The organism is Alteribacillus sp. YIM 98480 (assembly GCF_009765375.1).
In the GTDB taxonomy this organism is placed as follows: domain Bacteria; phylum Bacillota; class Bacilli; order Bacillales; family Marinococcaceae; genus Alteribacillus.
On sequence record NZ_VTOK01000011.1, the window covers coordinates 1 to 17,236 of the forward strand.

Consider the following 17,236-nt stretch of genomic DNA (forward strand, 5'->3'; position numbering starts at 1 on the left):
AAGAGTGGTCCTCACCAACGTATTGGCGAGGACCACTCTTTTTAATTACTGGGTTTTGTCCCAGCCTCCTCTATATATTAAAAAACTTTTATTTAATAATCATAACTGGACAATGTACTCGTTTAGCTACTTTATGGCTTACACTTCCAAGAACCATCGTTTGCAATTGATTTAAACCTCGGCTTCCTAACACAACGCAGTCATAGTCTCCGTCATTGGCAAATTTAACAATGGCCGGACCTGGTTCACCGTGTTTTAAATGAATATCATAGGGAATGTTGTTTTCTTTAAGCTTTTTTTCAATCGGTTCTAATTTTTCTTTTCGTTTTGATTGAATAAGCTCCGTGTTACCATAGTGCAAAACATCTGCTTTTGATTTATCTCCGTCAACAACATAGACGATATCGATATGAGCTTTTTCTTCTCCATTTACTAATGCAATAGAATGATCGGCTGAACGACGGGAATGTTCTGACCCGTCTGCGGCTAGCAGTACTTTTTGATACATTCTCTTCTCCCCTTTTTTTCATACATTATAACGTTTTTTTCTATTATAGAAATTCACTCATTGAACGCCCCAAAAGTTAGAGGTTTGTTGCTATTCTACTATTTTTCAAAAGAATATATCAATTCTGATAGTGTCTTTTATTAACTTAGCTTATCATCTATTTTTTTCCATGAAGAAAAATGGACCGCTGAAGAGATGAAAAGATACTAAGTGATATAAATTCTTCTCTTTTAAGAAATCTTGGCTAGCGACAAGCCTTTAGGTGAGGGCGATTGCCTAGGTGCACTTATACTGACTTCCTCAACATTTTGACTACGTTGCTTATTCATCCATCCTAAAATGCTTTCCTCTCAGTGCAAATAAAAAACTACGGCATGCCCCAAAATCGACATGCCGCGTCTTTTCACCAATTTAATGACCTGAGGACAAGCCTTCTAATTTATTCATGAGCTGAGAACTTTCTTTGTTTAATCCGCTCAAGGTTACTTCTACATCTTTCTGTTCAAACTTGACTTTTACTTTTTCTATTGCTTCTACAGCTGAATCATCCCAAATGTGAGCACTTGAAAGATCAATCTCTACCTCTTTCACACCATCTTCATTGTATTGAAAACTTTTGACAAAATCAGTTACCGAAGCAAAAAACAATTGACCATCCACTTGATAAATCTTTTGAGCTGCAGAATTGCCTGCCGCTTCAGCTACTTTCACTTTCGATATCTTCGCTGCAAAGAAGATAGCACTTAAAATAACCCCGGCCAGCACACCTTTTGATAAATCGTGAGTAATAACTACGGTAGCTACCGTCACGACCATAACGGTAGAATCACTTTTTGGCACTTTTGTTAACATTTTTATAGAGTTCCAATCAAAGGTACTAATAGATACCATAATCATAACGCCGGCAAGAGCTGCCATTGGTATCTGCACTACTAAATTACCTAAAACAAGAATTAAAAACATTAAAAATACTCCAGCCACCAATGATGATAACCGGCCATTACCGCCTGATTTGACATTTATAACTGATTGTCCAATCATCGCGCACCCGGCCATGCCGCCAAAGAATCCTGTAACAACATTGGCGTATCCCTGACCGCGGCATTCTTTATCCTTATTACTTTCAGTATCAGTCATGTCATCTACAATAGAAGCAGTTAATAAAGATTCAAGTAAACCAACAACCGATAAAGCCAGTGCATAAGGAAATACAATAATAAGCGTTTCAATCGTTAATGGAATTTCCGGTAAGAGAAAAACAGGCAGTGTATCAGGAAGCGCACCCATATCACCCACCGTACGTACATCTGCACCAATGAAAATAGCAAGTGCACTTACGATAATAATAGCAACCAACGTAGATGGCACAGCTTTCGTAAGCTTTGGCAGCAAGTAAATAATAAACAGGGTTAAAGCGACTAAACTATACATCATCCAGCCTTCACCCTCAAAGTGCTCTATTTGCGACATAAAAATAAGGATCGCAAGAGCATTCACAAATCCCACCATTACAGATCTTGGAATAAATTTCATCAGCCGCGATAATTTACTAAATCCAAAAACGATTTGAATAATACCAGTTAATATAGTTGCGGCTAACAAGTATTCCAGTCCATGATTTGCAACAAGTGTAACCATCAATAAGGCCATTGCCCCTGTTGCCGCAGAAATCATACCAGGCCGGCCGCCTACAAACGCAATCACCACAGCGATACAAAATGATGCATACAATCCAACCATAGGATCTAATCCTGCAATAATGGAAAAAGCGATTGCTTCAGGAATCAACGCCAAGGCAACAACCATACCCGCGAGTACATCACCGCGGATATTTCCAAACCATTCATTTTTTAATTTTGCGGTATTCACTTTCTCTTTTCCCCTTCTTTCTACTTATTTTTGATGGGTGGGAACTAGCTCCGTTCTATCTTTAATTGCCCGACCCTCTTGTCTTGTGTATTGGCTTTTGCCCTCCAAAAGCCGGCGTTGTGAACAAACGGATTTTACCATACATTTTCGATCTTACCAAACAGCATGTAAGCGTTAGTCATTTGACATATTCTCTTTCATTAGTATTGTTTTCTCTGGTATACTCCATTTTTCATTTTTGTTTCACAAATTATGACAACCTTTCTTTCTGCTGGTTAACTCCTGCGATTTTTGGGAAATTAAGAAAGAGGATTTCATTAGTGATCAGGAGGTTATTTATGTACCAATCTTTTATTTTTGATGTAGATGGAACACTCATAGATACAGAAGAGGCAATACTAAAATCTCTGCAAAGTGCCCTTAAAAATGGGGTTGGCAATGACTATTCTATAGAAGAATTAAAGCCAGTACTGGGTATTCCTGGAGATGACGCATTAGAGGTGCTCGGAGTAAATGAAAAACGAAAAGTTCGGGAAGAATGGCTTCATTATATGGAATCTAACCGTAAACTTGTAAAAGTTTTTCCCGGCATTCATGATACATTAAAGAATCTGAAAACAGAAAAGTACAGTATTGGGATTGTCACCTCCAAAACAAAAAAGGAATTCAAGGAGGAAGTAGAACGATTTGACCTTCATCCTTACGCTGATACCATTGTCTGTGCTGATGATACCGATAAACACAAACCAGAGCCCGATCCGTTAATGGCTTATTTACAAAAAAGCGGGGAAACAGCAAAAAAAGCAGTATATATAGGGGATACACTGCACGACGAAAAATGTGCTCATTCTGCTGGTATCGCTTTCGCTCTAGCAGGCTGGGGAGCGGTTCAGCCTGAAAAATCAAACCCCGATCACATGCTGCACACCCCAAATGAAATTCTGCAATTAACAAAATAATAAGAAAAGTGCAAGCGCCTTGCTCACGAGCGACAAGTCCTGGAGGGTCGGCATATGGAAAGCTGATCTTTGCTTTCCATATGCCGAACCGAAGGAATCTCGAGCGAGTAGACGCTTGCGCTAGACATGTAAAACGCCAACTATTTATAATTTCTTACCTTTTAAGCAAAGCGCAAGCGCCTTAAAAGAAGGAAGTTCGGCTACGAGCGTCACGTCCTGTGACAACGCCGAACTGACTCCCATCCTGGGAGCCCGCGACAGGTTCTGGAGCTTTCGCTCAGGGTCGCCTGCGGCCCGGAGTCGAAAGGGAAGACATCAGACGTTCAGCTCATTTTAATGAACTTCTACTAAGATCGCACACGTCGACGCATAGGATGGGCTAATGTCGCCAATGCCACAGGACGTGGCGTTTTTGGCGACGAGTGTGCAACGTAGAAGTCACCACATCGTGTGGAAGTACGTCCTGTGACAACGCTGAACGGGCTTGCACAGGAGGTGTTGACTTTTGCGTTGCGACAGCACGTTCGCGGTTTTAGCAAAAGTTCCTCTTTCTCGTGTGCGCCTGAGCGGCTGGGCGCTGAAGCTAGACATAAAAACGCCAAAAATGTATACTCCCTCATTAAAGCTTTCTTACCCAAAGAAAAAAAGAATCTTTTCCCGGAGTCTCTACCGGGGCGGTTACTTAAAGTTTACCTTCCCATTCACTATAAAATTGTTCGAGATAATTTACCATATAACGTTGTCTTTTGTTAGCAATATCAATGGCTGTATCTGTATTCATTAAAGATTTTAATCGCAGCAGTTTATCATAAAAATGTTCAATTGCTGTTCGACGTTTTTCTTGATCAGGAGAGGCTGGTATATGTAATTGTTCACCTATTGCCCCTGCATAAGCAAATGCTCGTGCAATACCTATAGCACCTATCGCATCAAGTCTATCCGCATCTTGGACAACTTTGCCTTCAAGAGTACTCATAGAAGAATTATTTCCATTTCTATAAGACATTGTTTCGATAATATCTATGATTTGTTCAATCTCTTTATCATTTTCAAGATGTGTTTGCAGCCAGTCCCTTACATGATTAATCGCTTCTTCTTCGGAGTGGTTTAACTTTTTATCTGCGAGATCATGAAGCCATGCTGTGATTTCACAAATGAATACATCCGCTCCCTCTTCTTCTGCCAGTTCTACGGCCCAAACGGCTACTCGGTGAGTGTGCCAATAATCATGGGCTGGGTCTGCCCCCTCAAAAAATTCCCATGCTTTATGCTTCGCTTTTTCGATGATGTCATATTTTTCAGTCATGGTTAAACCCACCTTCATCTTTCTGCTTTCTATATTATTTTTTCTACTTTATTATTTTTTCTACTTTTGTGCGCTATTTTCCTTCTATCTCATATTTACAAATGTTCACTCCACAAACACTAGCATTTGTATAAAAACTTTCCAACGATAAATAAAAGATAATTATGATAAAATAATGGTTATGCATAAAATGCGAAGGAGGATCCACCTTGCGCTATTTAACAAAATCGGAGATTCGTGCTCTAGCAGGCAATACCATCTACTCAAGAGGCTTATCCTACTGGGAAGAAAACAGGGTGGAGGATTTGTCACACAACACGGCAGGATCTTTTACAAAAGTAAAGGCGAATGTATCAGGCTCTTTTCCATACAAAGTCCACCTGCTGTTTCATGAAGATGGAGAATTACAGGAATATTCATGTACCTGTCCTGCCCACACAGGCCGAATGGACATATGTAAACATATTACTGCTGTACTGATTTCACTATCTCCTGCTCTTGATACTTCTCAAAAGAATAAAAAGAGAGAACGGAGAGTGCAGAAGAGATTTCATAAATCACAGGAAACGGAAACAGAGAAAACAGCCTCATTAAGAAAGCTGTTTGTTGATTATTTTGCCGGACGCATGCAGACTGTAGAATCCGTTGGAGAAGCGTTACAAGCAGAATATATGCTTACTTTTCATACGGATTATTACCAGCCGCAAGAACAATTTTTTTCTATTGAACTAAAAATAGGAACGGATAAATTATACGTCGTCAAAGATATCGAAGCTTTATTATCAGCGATGAGGCAGCGATCATTGCTGCCTTTCACAAAAAAATTTACGTTTGACCCTACGTATCACTATTTCGAAGAAGCAGATCTTAATGCCTTAAGACAGCTTGAAGAAGTCATTCGAAATCAAAAATGGACCGGCCGGCAAACGAGCTTTTTTTACTCGGAAAAAAAATCTCAGTCAGAAATAACGATTCCTCCTGTTGCTGCAGAACAAGTGATTCAAGCGCTGACAGACTGCATGAATGTTTATATAAATCCTGCAGTAGGCAGCCCCGTTCCATTAGTCATTAAACAGCAGTGGCCGGGAACGTTTGAATTGAACAGGGAAGGAAATAATTATTTCTTATCCTATTCTTCTTTTGAATACCCGCCGAAAAAAGTCAGTCTGACACCATATTACATTTGGAATGACCGGTTGTATGAAACATCGGATGAAAAAGACCATTCTACAAAGCTTTTATTCCACATGCTGATGGACACACCTAAAGGCCGGCTTCCTTTAGAAAAGACGGAGTTAGAGCAAGTGTACTCTAATGTGGTGAGTTCTTTAAAAGAACAAAGAAGACTGAACATGGGAACAGATGTAGAACAACGTGTAGAAGAGCATTCTTTGCAAAAGAAAATTTATTTAGATAAAAAAGATAACGCATTATTAGCAGAACCTTTGTTTTCTTATGGACCTCACTCTCTTCATGCTGTTACAGAAGAAAGAAACATCGCAGAAGATAATGCTGTAATTGTGCGCGAAACGAAAAAAGAAGAGGAATTGCTTCAGTTAATTGAATCCGCTGGATTTCATTGGAATGGTGAAGCATTGTCATTAACAGACGAAGACTCTATTTTTTACTTTCTCACCAGCATATTGCCGGAACTTAAAGAAATTGCCGATGTATTTATGAGCAGAGACGTAGAAAAATTGCTCGTTCCTGCCGCTTCTTTTTCCATCGATTCTTCATTAGACGAGTCTTTAGGCTGGCTTGATATTTCCTTTCAAACCGATGATTTAAATGAAGAGGATTTATATAAACTGATGACTTCTTTAAAAGAAAAAAAACGGTATCATAAAACAGATGATGGACGTTTTGTTTCCCTAGACAACGAGATACTAAATAGCATTAAGGAAATGTTAAATGATACAGGTGCGTCTCCAGAAGATTTGGAAAATAATACACTTCGGCTTCCGGCTTATAAGGCATTTCAAATAGATAAATATTTAAACACGGGGAGACAATGGCATAAAGATGAAAGTGTCCAAAAGTTATTAAATGATATACGCTCTCCTGAAAAATTTGAAGCATCTATTCCTAAAGAAATTCAGGGTACCCTTCGAGACTATCAGGAAAAAGGCTTCCATTGGTTTAAAGCTCTAACTGCTTATGGATTCGGCGGTATTTTGGCAGATGACATGGGACTTGGTAAAACGTTACAGACGTTAACCTATATATTGTCTGAAAGAAAACAACGTTCTGACGCCCCGCCATTTTTAGTCGTGGCACCTTCTTCATTGGTTTACAATTGGGAGAAAGAAGCGAACACTTTTGCTCCAACTCTTAAGGTTCAAATCATCTACGGGTCGAAAGCAGAACGAAAACAACAAATTGAAAACACGAAAAACACCGATGTATTTATTACTTCATATCCTTTGGTTCGAAGGGATGTCGAACTTTATGAGAATATTGCTTTTCATGGGATAATCTTAGATGAAGCTCAAGCCTTAAAGAACTATACTTCTAAAACGTTTCGAGCAGTAAGAAAACTCCAAACCGAAAAAGCTTTTGCGCTAAGCGGAACACCTATTGAAAATAAAATCGAGGAATTATGGTCCTTATTCGCAATTTTGATGCCAGGTTTATTCCCAGATGTACAGTCTTTCAAAACATTACCGGCAGACAGTGTCAGGCACCGCGTTTCTCCTTTTATTTTGCGCCGTACGAAAAAAGAAGTTCTAACTGAGCTTCCAGATAAAATTGAAACAACTATTCATTGTGATCTAACTAAAAAGCAACGAGAAACATATGTAGCTTACTTAAACCGTATTAAAGAGGAAACCGCCGTGCAGCTGCAAACCGGAACTTTCCAGCAAAATCGCATGAACATCCTTTCTAACTTAACCAGACTTCGTCAATTGTGCTGTCATCCCGGTATGTTCTTAGAAGAATATGGAGGCGGCTCTGGAAAGCTCGAAGAATTAATGAACTTTATGAAAGACGCCCGTGAAAACGGACAGCGGGTGCTTGTGTTCTCACAATTTACGAGCATGCTCTCATTTATTTGTGAAGCTTTCGAAAAAGAAGGATTGTCGTATTTCTATTTAGACGGCAAAACACCAAGTCAAGAAAGATTACAGATGTCGGATAGATTTAATGAAGGAGAAAATGAAGCTTTCCTTATTTCATTAAAAGCTGGCGGCACAGGACTTAATTTAACAGGGGCAGACACCGTCGTTCTCTTTGATTTATGGTGGAACCCTGCCGTTGAAAACCAAGCTGCAGACCGTGCTCACCGTATCGGGCAACAACGCGCAGTTCAAGTGGTTAAAATGATATCTCAAGGTACTATTGAAGAAAAAATTCAAGCTTTGCAAGACAAGAAAAAAGCTTTATTCGATCAAGTTATTCAATCTGGAGAAACAAGTTTGTCTTCTCTTTCTGAAGAAGATATTAGAGAAATTTTGGAGTTGTAATACCGTCTTGGATCAAAGAAAGGATCGTCTCTCAGTTAAGCTAAGAGAGGCGGTCTTTTTTTAGTTAGTTCGGCTGGCTATGTTTTAGATTCAGCTCTTCCCCCTTCTGTTCCAGCTCTTCTTCATTCAGCTCTTCTCCTTTTGCGTTCAGAGCGCTTCGAGTCTAGATTCCGGCACTTCTCTTTGTGTTCAGCTCTTCCCCCTTCTGTTCCAGCTCTTCTTCTTCTTCATTCAGCTCTTCTCCTTTTGCGTTCAGCGCTTCGAGTCTAGATTCCGGCACTTCTCTTTGTGTTCAGCTCTTCCCCCTTCTGTTCCAGCTCTTCTTCTTCATTCAGCTCTTCTCCTTTTGCGTTCAGCGCTTCGAGTCTAGATTCCGGCACTTCCCTTCCCATTGAGCTCTCTCCCCTTCTGTTCCAGCTTTCCTTTTTGATTTGAGCACTTCTGTTTAGATTTGACAGTTAGCCTGTCAATCAAGTTTTATCTCAGTAAATACTTCCTTCCACTCGTTTTTCCAGTATAACGATTCGAATATTTTCGGAGCATGCGTTTTGTATTATCAGGAGAGGAAAGATGCAAAAACTTCCTTGCATCACGATTGGAGATGATTGGAGAAAAAAGAAGAGAATAATCTTCCAATGCTTGAAAATGATCATTCAACGAACGAGAATGGCAATAAGGACATTGCCACCTTCGACGTTTCCATACCATTGAAAAACGCCAACAGGCAGAACACTGTACACCCGAGATTAGTTCTAATTGGTTAACTTGGAATTGCTTTAAGATATCACTATCTAGTTCTTGGTGCCCTCTTAACAAAAGGTTGGAAAGAGATTCAAGCTCCTTTTCAGAATAATGGGCCTTCTTATAGCTAGCTTCCATGTTTCTAATACATTTAGGTATCCCACCACACGGTATAATTTTTTCTTCAAGAGACCGAGAGTTTGCATTGTCATGTCGAACAACCGTACGCTCATTTGCCATTACAATTATTGCTTCCATAGGCATTGTCTTGCGTCTATTATTAATAAACCATTGTTTCATTTGCAGCTTTTGACGTTCAATTTGAATAAATGGATCTGCAAATGCTTCTTCTTTATCTTCACTTGATCGAATAATTTGGGGAAAATCATGATTAATAGTAATGGAGCCAGAAATAATTTTCACTTCAAGTATGAGAAGGTAATACGGGGTAAGGAGCAAAGTATCCAATTGGAAAGGACGAGTTCCATCAAAGAGGCGAAGATGATGGAAAATATAATACGTCATTTGAGGCAAAAAGCTAAGAGGATAATTAATTGCTAACTCCCCTTTAAATCCTGCCATCTGCCTTGCAAGTGTTTCCTCTACCATAGAACGATTTTTGTGAGCTGAAGGCATTCTTCGTTCGAGGGCTTCTAGCTTTTTTAGATGAAGAGTCTTTTCTCTTTTTTTAATTATCACAAAAACAAAATGCTCCTTTCTTTAAAAAGTATATACATTAATTCTCTATTTAAAGGCAACATCCTTTTTATATTTATAAGCAGTGATTTCAAAAAAGATAAGCCAGAGTATGCCTTGATAATCAGGTTTGCCTTTTCAAGACTCGGCGGTTCTACTCGCTTGTTCAGCCCTTCTCTCTTCTTTCAGCTCTCGCTTCCCAGGGTTCAGCGCTTCTTCTCCTTTTTTCGGCTCTTCCTTCCCTTCTTTCAGCGGTTCTACTCGCTTGTTCAGCCCTTCTCTCTTCTTACAACTCTCGCTTCCCAGGGTTCAGCGCTTCTTCTCCTTTTTTCGGCTCTTCCTTCCCTTCTTTCAGCAGTTCTACTCGCTTGTTCAGCTCTTCTCTCTTCTTTCAGCTCTCGCTTCCCAGGGTTCAGCACTTCTTCTCCTTTTTTCGGCTCTTCTTTCCCTTCTTTCAGCGGTTCTACTCGCTTGTTCAGTTCTTCTCCCTCCACCCACTAAAACGCACATAATGAGTAAAATTTTTGTTACATGCCATCATAAGAAAAAAGCTCCATAATTGGAGGTGGACCATGTTAATTCTTAATTTATTTTTACTTGCTCTCTTAATCCTTTTTACTGCATTTTTTGTAGCTACAGAATTTGCTATTGTAAAAGTCCGCACTTCCAAAATTGATCAATTACTCGAAACAGGTAATAAAAAAGCAGAAGCTGCTAAAAAAGTTATTTCCAACCTTGACGAATACTTATCTGCTTGCCAGCTGGGTATCACGATCACTGCGCTAGGTTTGGGGTGGTTAGGCGAGCCAACGATTGAACGCATACTTCACCCTATTTTGGAACCTTTTAATCTTCCTGGTACCATCAATACTATTTTGAGTTTTTCCATAGCTTTTTTCTTGGTAACATTTTTGCACGTCGTCCTGGGAGAACTGGCCCCTAAAACTTTTGCGATTCAAAAAGCAGAACAGATTACTATGTTATTTTCAAAACCAATTATATGGTTTTATCGAATTATGTACCCTTTTATTTGGTTGTTAAATGGTTCTGCCCAAGCAATCACCCGTTTATTTGGAGTCAGACCTGCTTCGGAGCATGAAGTAGCTCATTCCGAAGAAGAACTCCGCATTATTTTATCGGAAAGCTATGAGAAAGGCGAAATTAATCAGTCTGAATATAAATTTGTTAATCGGATTTTTGAGTTTGATAATCGTTTAGCAAAAGAAATAATGATACCTCGAACAGAGATGGTCACACTTACTAATAATGCTTCTTTAGAAGATAACTTAAAAATAATGACAACAGAAAGATACACACGCTATCCAATTGTTAATGGAGACAAAGATCACATCACTGGTATGATACATGCAAAGGAAGTGTTTAGTGATCTCGTTAAAATGGACCATGTTGATTTATCGACTTACACACGCCCAGTAATTCAAGTTTTAGACTCTACGCCTATATCAAAGCTTTTAATAAAAATGCAGCAAGAACAAATTCATTTGGCCATCTTGCTTGATGAGTACGGCGGTACAGCCGGGCTTGTAACAGTAGAAGATATTTTAGAAGAAATTGTAGGAGAAATCCGAGATGAATTCGATTCGGATGAACACCCTTTAATCCAAAAGTTAAACGATGCTGGAACAAATTTTATGCTTGATGGAAAAGTACTTATTGAAGAAGTAAATGATTTATTAGAAATTGACATTGAGGATGGACCGATAGATACTATTGGAGGCCTTATGCTGTTTGAAAAGCCAGAAGTTCAAGAAGGGGAAAATATTTCATTCGGCAACTGGAAGTTTATCCCAAGAGAGATGGAAGGTCAGCAAATTAGAATGATTGAAGCTATAAAAAAAGAAGAGGCTGGATTGCCCTCTTCATAGCACTGTTAACTTTTCATTTACTCTTCCACTCATTCTCTAGCATAGCCATTTACCTCACTCTCCTTCCAAAGCGGTATGGTTCACATTTGTACTCTTCTATAAAAATGAAAGGAGGTTGGGCTATCGGTTCGACTAGCCTCTACGATTTAAGTGAGTCAGCTAAATCTCACATCCTGTGATAACGCGGAACTGATTTACCTCGTTTGTGCTAAGCAGCCGGATTCAGGAGTTAGCGTTTGAAAACGACAAATTTTTATAGTTTCTTACCTTTTCAATAAACTCTACTTTTTCATAGCATTTCATTTTCTTATGTCTTTAACTGTCTTAAACACGTAAGGAAGGAAAAAGATATTCTTTTTTTATATCTCCAAGAGCCTTCCTTGTTGCAATATCTTCTTCTAGCAAAGGCAAAAATATTTTTTTCTGGTTGGGAAATTCTTCTTTAATCTGTTGAATATAAGCACGCTCTTGTTTTCTACGCTTCTCAATAAACATACTGTCTCCAGCATGTTCTGGCAAACATTTATTTACAACTAATGCATTCACCTTTAAATTAGCCTGTTCTAGCATCTGTAAAGCTCGTTTCGTTTCTGCAACTGGGAGCTTTTCCGGTATTAGTACGTATATGTAGGCGGTTCGTTTGTTATTAATCAACACTTTTCTTGCCTCGGAAAACCTATCTTTTCTATTCATAAGCACTCTGTAAATCGGATCATCCACTGGTTCTCCGTCATTTAACCATTGTGAATAATTTTCATTAATTGACTGCCTTCTCTTTAGCATCCCTTCTATCCATGCTTCCATCATTTCGGGCAGTGACAACAGCCGCACCGTATGACCAGTAGGTGCTGTGTCAAATACTATGGTATCAAAATATTCTTTTTCTTCTAACACTATCTGAACCAGCCTGTCAAACAGTGCTGCTTCTTCCGCACCCGGAGATACAGCGGCCATGTCAATCTGTCTATTGACTTCTTCAGCCATGTGGGACTTCACAAGCCCTTTTAAATTGTCCTTCACTTGATTAATGTAGCGCCTGGATTCTTTCTCGGAGCTAATTTCCATACCCCACAGGTTTTCGGTGAGCTGTTTTCTTTTATCGCCAATGTTTGTATCAAACAAATCACTTAGGTTATGAGCTGGATCGGTTGAGACGAGCAAAGTCCGCTTCCCTTTTTCTGCAGCTGCGAGTGCAAAGGCAGAAGAAGACGTCGATTTTCCTACACCGCCCTTTCCCCCAAAAAACAAAATCTCATAATTAAACAGTTTCTCCATTATTTCATTCCTTTCAGAACCGGTTTGCCTTAGAAAACCTCAGCCTGCCGCCAAGTCCTATGGCGGATGACGTCGTTTTACTTATACCTTGATCCTTTAGCAAGTTTAAGCTTTCCAAAAGTATTAAAACAAACGCTGGCATCTCTTCTGTTAGCAGCAGCGTATACCGTTTAACGGAGATTTATCCATTCCCATCCGCAGATGCCATTCGTGAAACTTTTCCACCATTTCCGGATATAATTCCAAAGTATAGTAAGAAACTGGGTTTGGCAGGCCGAGTAATTCTGAAAAGCATAACAGTAAAAAAAGATCGTCTTCATCCCGTATTTCACGTTTGATTTCAGCACGATGGGGAAGACGCAGCACTTCATCATAAAATTCTATCAACTTCTTTAAGCTCATCTTATTATCGGCCATTTCTCTCCCTCCGATCTATTTTGACAGATAATAAAGGGGCTTGCCGGCGAACAGGTTTGCCCACACGATAAGCCCCTTTATGGAGTTTATTTTACCACGGAAAGTTGTATTAATCATTGTCCGGATCAGTATTCGGTGGTTCTCTTCGGAACAGCGCTATCGCTTCAAGCAAAATCCATACGGTGAACGCTAATATAATAGCTCCCAGTACAAATAAAAGAATTTGTGCATCCCCGTCTCCTAACCAAGACCACTGGAAAATAACCTGACTTGTCATGGCCCACATCGTCATAAAAAGCAAGAAGATCATTGGTATAAAGGTAAACAAGAAATTTCGTCCTTTTCTTCTAAGCCAAATAGAAATGAGCAGCAAACTAATACCAGCAAGGAGCTGGTTTGACGTACCGAATAATGGCCAGAGTAAATATCCTCCCGAGCCAAACCCTCGGTCTCCAGGCAGCATTACAAGCAGTGTACTTGCTCCTACAGCAATACTTGTTGCTACATGCTTTTTCGTAAGGCCAGGTGCACTATACTCCTGCCCGAGTTCTGATATAATATACCTCATTAAACGTACAGAGGTATCTAGTGTTGTAGCTGCAAAACTAACAACGATTACTGCTACAATGGTTTCCGCAACGCCTGCTGGTAAACCAAGCCCGGTTGCTAGCTGCCCCGCACCTCCAACAAAATGGGCCAGCCCATCCGCATTTGCTGTATTAAAACTTTCATAGCTAGATAGAAAATCACTTTGTGAAGCAAAGAAGGTGGTCACTGCTAAAATGGTCACTAGGGCTAAAGTTCCTTCTCCGACTGCACCAAAATAACCAACAAAACGTGCATCCGTTTCTTTATTTAACTGTTTCGATGAGGTCCCAGAAGAAACCAGACCATGAAACCCGGAAATCGCCCCACAAGCAATGGTAATAAAGAGAAGTGGGAACCAAGAAACGTCCGATACTTCCCGTGTAGCCGGCGCTGTTACCTCAGGAGTCGGCCACGTGAAAAATAAACCAAGGTACAAAATAGCAAGCCCTACCACCAGCTGATGCGAATTAATATAATCACGCGGCTGAAGAAGCTTCCACACCGGCAGAATCGAAGCAATGTAAACATAAATCATAAGGACGGCAATCCAAATTAAAAATGCCGATGAAACCGCGTCTAAACCGAATAACCCAGTTGTTTCTTCTCCTCCAAAGTAAGACACCAAATCGATTTGTAAAGCAGGAATAGTGCTGGCAATAACAGCTGCTGCGTACATTACAGCCAGTGCAACAAGAGATGGCACGAGCATATTTTTTCCTTTTTTATTAACCGTATAACCGATCCAAATCGCAAGCGGTATCTGAATAAACACCGCCAGGACGCTTGCTGGAAATGTTATGAATAAATTCGAAATAACCCAGGCAAATACTGCGTTGACCATGAGAACCAAAATTAGAATAATGAACAAAAATAACAGTTTGGCACGTCTTCCGATAATGCGTTCCGCCAGCGTTCCAATCGATTGCCCTTTATTGCGCACAGACAGGACGAGCGTCCCGAAGTCATGAACACCAGCTGCAAAAACGGTCCCTAATACAACCCATAAAAAGGCAGGCAACCACCCCCAATAAACAGCTACAGCCGGTCCTACAATAGGCGCTGCCCCAGCGACAGACGTGAAATGATGGCCCCAGAGCACCCATTTGTTGGTCGGTACAAAATCCACACCATCCCGGAATTGATGGGCTGGTGTTTGATAATTAGGATCCAGCCTGTAAATACGCTCTGCTATAAATTTAGAATAATAACGATAACCAAGAGCAAACACAATTAACCCGATGATTGCTAAAACAATAGCCGGCATAACCATTCACGCTCCTTTTCAACTGTCTCTCTTTATTTTTCTGATCTGATACCGCTTACAGAATTAATCTCACCACCTTCCCTTATTCATACATTTTTATGTTTTAACAATTCGATTATAAAAGAAAAAATATAATTTTGCGAATAATATATTTATTTACAAATGGAATATATAGGATCATCGCATTCGTTTGCAAACATTTTAATATATGCTACATTAAAAGAAATACTATATGTCCACTAGGGGTGTCATTGACTGAGAGAGACGATTGTCTCAACTCTTAGAACCTGATCTGGCTGAGACCAGCGTAGGGAAGTGGTGTGAGAAGCATTCTTACTTACAGGCTGTTTTCTTTAAACACCATCCCCCTTTTCCCCAGTGGCAGTGAAAGGGGATTTTTTAAGTTATGCAGAATAATCGTTTGCTGATTATGTTAGAAATTGCTTTTATGGCAGGGCTTTCAATTATTTTAAGCTATATTGAATTTAGTGCTCCTTGGGCGATGGGAGGATCCATTTCGCTCGTAATGGTCCCCATATTTGTTATTGCTTTTCGTCGAGGGTGGAAAGCAGGGGTAACGACCGGTTTTTTAACTGGGATCCTTCAAATTCTTTTCGGTGCCATTATTGTCCATCCTATACAATTTATACTCGAATATCCGATTGCTTATGCCGTTCTTGGGCTGGCCGGTTTATTTGTCAGCAGAAATCACTTTAAACATGAAGTGCCCGTTTTCCTGATCATTATTGGTGTAGCTTTTGGCACGCTGCTTCGTTTCATCGATCATTTCAGTGCAGGGTTGATATGGTTTGGTGAATATGCCCCAGACGGTGTACCGGTTGTAACGTATTCAGCAGTATATAATGCTTCTTATCTCGTTCCTGAAATGCTAATAACGATCTTTGTCGTTATCCTCATTTCTAAATACAGGCCTCAGTTTTTCTATGATGGGCGCAGCGTCCAATCTGCTGCTTAATCATTTTTTGGTCCTCCGTTGCCTTTCGCACACTGATGTGCATGTAACGGAGGCCTTTTTATATACTTATATAGAAGCCTTATCTTAATAAAAAGGGGAATGACGATAATGAATAAAAGTATCGATACCCGCCTGATTCACGGAAATTATTCTTCCCGGTTTTATCATGGCAGTCTCATACCGCCAATTTTTCAAACTTCTACTTTTTCGTTTACATCTGCTGAAGAAGGAGAAAGAAGGTTTGCCGGAGAAGAAGACGGCTTTGTTTACTCCAGATTAGGAAACCCTACAGTTCAGGAACTAGAATATAAAATAGCGGACCTTGAAAACGGGGAAGAAGGAATAGCATTTAGTTCCGGGATGGCCGCTGTTTCTGCTGTGGTGACCTCGGTTATAAAAACAGGTGACCATATTCTTGTTTCAGAAGGTGTATATGGTTGTACCTTTGGTCTCCTTCAAATGTTAAAAGATCGATTTAATATTGATTTTAGTCTTGTCAATATGGATAAGAAAGAAACCATTGAATCATTATTACGACCGCAAACGAAAGCTATTTACGTAGAAACCCCCATTAATCCAACGATGAAATTAGTTGATTTGCAGATGATTAGGAACATTGCCAAGCAGCACAACCTCTTCTATATCGTAGATAACACTTTTTCTTCTCCTGTTTTACAAAGGCCGCTGGAATTCGGAGCAGATGTCGTTTTGCACAGTGCCACAAAATACATCGGGGGACATGGAGATGTAATCGCAGGCCTTGCAGCAGGTAGTACAGATTTTATATCTCTTGTAAGACGCTCTTCTCAAAAAGACATGGGAGGAATTCTTGGGCCATTTGATGCCTGGCTGCTTTTACGGGGTATAAAAACATTATCTTTACGGATGAAACGTCACTCTGAAAACGCAAAATTACTCAGTGAGCGATTGAAAAACCATTCAAAAATCGAAAAAGTATACTACCCCGGTGACCCAGATTTCCCTCAACATTCCTTAGCAGCAAAGCAAATGGACCATTTCGGCGGATTAATAAGTTTTGAACTAAAAGGAACCAAAGCGGCAGCTCAGTCGTTTATGAATCATCTTGTAATGATCCAAATTGCGGTTAGTTTAGGAGACGCAGAAACGTTAATTCAACACCCTGCGACGATGACACATGCTATTGTCCCACACGAAACGAGAAACAAAATGGGGATTAGTGATCGCTTGTTACGGCTGTCGGCAGGGCTTGAAGCAGAAAAGGATATATGGCAGGACATTGAACAAGCTTTGGATGCCTTGTAATAA

The 17,236-nt window shown here is 39.9% G+C and carries 14 protein-coding genes and 1 riboswitch; of the genes, 5 read left to right on the forward strand and 9 right to left on the reverse strand.

Annotation, left to right across the window (positions count from 1 at the left end; genetic code table 11):
- Positions 1-88 precede the first annotated feature (88 nt).
- On the reverse strand, positions 89-508 hold the full coding sequence (locus FZF09_RS14335) for a universal stress protein (RefSeq protein WP_158737299.1): 420 nt from the start codon (positions 506-508) through the stop codon (positions 89-91).
- A 411-nt stretch (positions 509-919) separates the two neighbouring features.
- Positions 920-2,377 (reverse strand): SulP family inorganic anion transporter, encoded by a 1,458-nt coding sequence (locus tag FZF09_RS14340; protein WP_158737300.1) that lies wholly within the window; start codon positions 2,375-2,377, stop codon positions 920-922.
- A 338-nt stretch (positions 2,378-2,715) separates the two neighbouring features.
- Here FZF09_RS14340 and FZF09_RS14345 point away from each other — a divergent pair, with 338 nt between their 5' ends.
- Positions 2,716-3,336 carry an HAD family hydrolase gene (locus FZF09_RS14345; RefSeq protein ID WP_158737301.1) on the forward strand — a complete coding sequence of 207 codons (621 nt, stop codon included), beginning with the start codon at positions 2,716-2,718 and terminating at the stop codon, positions 3,334-3,336.
- A 682-nt stretch (positions 3,337-4,018) separates the two neighbouring features.
- Here FZF09_RS14345 and FZF09_RS14350 read toward each other — a convergent pair.
- On the reverse strand, positions 4,019-4,642 hold the full coding sequence (locus FZF09_RS14350; protein ID WP_233269512.1) for an HD domain-containing protein: 624 nt from the start codon (positions 4,640-4,642) through the stop codon (positions 4,019-4,021).
- Positions 4,643-4,851: 209 nt separating this feature from the next.
- Here FZF09_RS14350 and FZF09_RS14355 point away from each other — a divergent pair, with 209 nt between their 5' ends.
- Positions 4,852-8,106 (forward strand): DEAD/DEAH box helicase, encoded by a 3,255-nt coding sequence (locus FZF09_RS14355; RefSeq protein ID WP_158737303.1) that lies wholly within the window; start codon positions 4,852-4,854, stop codon positions 8,104-8,106.
- A 266-nt stretch (positions 8,107-8,372) separates the two neighbouring features.
- Here FZF09_RS14355 and FZF09_RS23120 read toward each other — a convergent pair whose 3' ends face one another.
- From FZF09_RS23120 to FZF09_RS14365, 3 genes are all read right to left on the reverse strand, one after another.
- Positions 8,373-8,498 (reverse strand): hypothetical protein, encoded by a 126-nt coding sequence (locus FZF09_RS23120; protein WP_255450586.1) that lies wholly within the window; start codon positions 8,496-8,498, stop codon positions 8,373-8,375.
- 85 nt (positions 8,499-8,583) lie between these two features.
- Complete coding sequence (locus FZF09_RS14360) at positions 8,584-9,546, reverse strand: nuclease-related domain-containing protein (protein ID WP_158737304.1); 963 nt, start codon at positions 9,544-9,546, stop codon at positions 8,584-8,586.
- A 266-nt stretch (positions 9,547-9,812) separates the two neighbouring features.
- Positions 9,813-10,037 (reverse strand): hypothetical protein, encoded by a 225-nt coding sequence (locus tag FZF09_RS14365; RefSeq protein ID WP_158737305.1) that lies wholly within the window; start codon positions 10,035-10,037, stop codon positions 9,813-9,815.
- Positions 10,038-10,115: 78 nt separating this feature from the next.
- On the opposite strand from FZF09_RS14365, the gene FZF09_RS14370 reads away from it, so the two are divergent.
- Positions 10,116-11,429 (forward strand): hemolysin family protein, encoded by a 1,314-nt coding sequence (locus FZF09_RS14370; RefSeq protein WP_158737306.1) that lies wholly within the window; start codon positions 10,116-10,118, stop codon positions 11,427-11,429.
- Positions 11,430-11,753: 324 nt separating this feature from the next.
- Here FZF09_RS14370 and FZF09_RS14375 read toward each other — a convergent pair whose 3' ends face one another.
- From FZF09_RS14375 to FZF09_RS14385, 3 genes are all read right to left on the reverse strand, one after another.
- A complete protein-coding gene (locus FZF09_RS14375) occupies positions 11,754-12,704 on the reverse strand; it encodes an ArsA family ATPase (protein WP_158737307.1) in 951 nt (316 codons plus the stop codon).
- Between the two features lie 150 nt (positions 12,705-12,854).
- Positions 12,855-13,121: a cory-CC-star protein gene (locus FZF09_RS14380; protein WP_199256800.1), complete on the reverse strand. Its 267-nt coding sequence runs from the start codon at positions 13,119-13,121 to the stop codon at positions 12,855-12,857.
- A gap of 109 nt (positions 13,122-13,230) precedes the next feature.
- Positions 13,231-14,973, reverse strand: coding sequence for a carbon starvation CstA family protein (locus tag FZF09_RS14385; protein ID WP_158737308.1), 1,743 nt, complete (start codon positions 14,971-14,973; stop codon positions 13,231-13,233).
- Between the two features lie 231 nt (positions 14,974-15,204).
- Positions 15,205-15,304, forward strand: a riboswitch (TPP riboswitch).
- 75 nt (positions 15,305-15,379) lie between these two features.
- Here FZF09_RS14385 and thiT point away from each other — a divergent pair.
- On the forward strand, positions 15,380-15,949 hold the full coding sequence (gene thiT / locus FZF09_RS14390) for an energy-coupled thiamine transporter ThiT (protein WP_158737309.1): 570 nt from the start codon (positions 15,380-15,382) through the stop codon (positions 15,947-15,949).
- 108 nt (positions 15,950-16,057) lie between these two features.
- On the forward strand, positions 16,058-17,233 hold the full coding sequence (gene megL, locus FZF09_RS14395; RefSeq protein WP_370514466.1) for a methionine gamma-lyase: 1,176 nt from the start codon (positions 16,058-16,060) through the stop codon (positions 17,231-17,233).
- Positions 17,234-17,236: the final 3 nt, after the last annotated feature.

What these genes read in the sequence shown, in the direction of transcription:
- FZF09_RS14335 (WP_158737299.1), bottom strand. Translation starts at nt 508, where the DNA reads ATGTATCAAAAAGTACTGCTAGCCGCAGACGGGTCAGAACATTCCCGT.
- FZF09_RS14345 (WP_158737301.1), top strand. Translation starts at nt 2,716, where the DNA reads ATGTACCAATCTTTTATTTTTGATGTAGATGGAACACTCATAGATACA.
- FZF09_RS14350 (WP_233269512.1), bottom strand. Translation starts at nt 4,642, where the DNA reads ATGACTGAAAAATATGACATCATCGAAAAAGCGAAGCATAAAGCATGG.
- FZF09_RS23120 (WP_255450586.1), bottom strand. Translation starts at nt 8,498, where the DNA reads ATGGGAAGGGAAGTGCCGGAATCTAGACTCGAAGCGCTGAACGCAAAA.
- FZF09_RS14370 (WP_158737306.1), top strand. Translation starts at nt 10,116, where the DNA reads ATGTTAATTCTTAATTTATTTTTACTTGCTCTCTTAATCCTTTTTACT.
- FZF09_RS14375 (WP_158737307.1), bottom strand. Translation starts at nt 12,704, where the DNA reads ATGGAGAAACTGTTTAATTATGAGATTTTGTTTTTTGGGGGAAAGGGC.
- FZF09_RS14380 (WP_199256800.1), bottom strand. Translation starts at nt 13,121, where the DNA reads ATGGCCGATAATAAGATGAGCTTAAAGAAGTTGATAGAATTTTATGAT.
- FZF09_RS14385 (WP_158737308.1), bottom strand. Translation starts at nt 14,973, where the DNA reads ATGCCGGCTATTGTTTTAGCAATCATCGGGTTAATTGTGTTTGCTCTT.
- thiT (WP_158737309.1), top strand. Translation starts at nt 15,380, where the DNA reads ATGCAGAATAATCGTTTGCTGATTATGTTAGAAATTGCTTTTATGGCA.
- megL (WP_370514466.1), top strand. Translation starts at nt 16,058, where the DNA reads ATGAATAAAAGTATCGATACCCGCCTGATTCACGGAAATTATTCTTCC.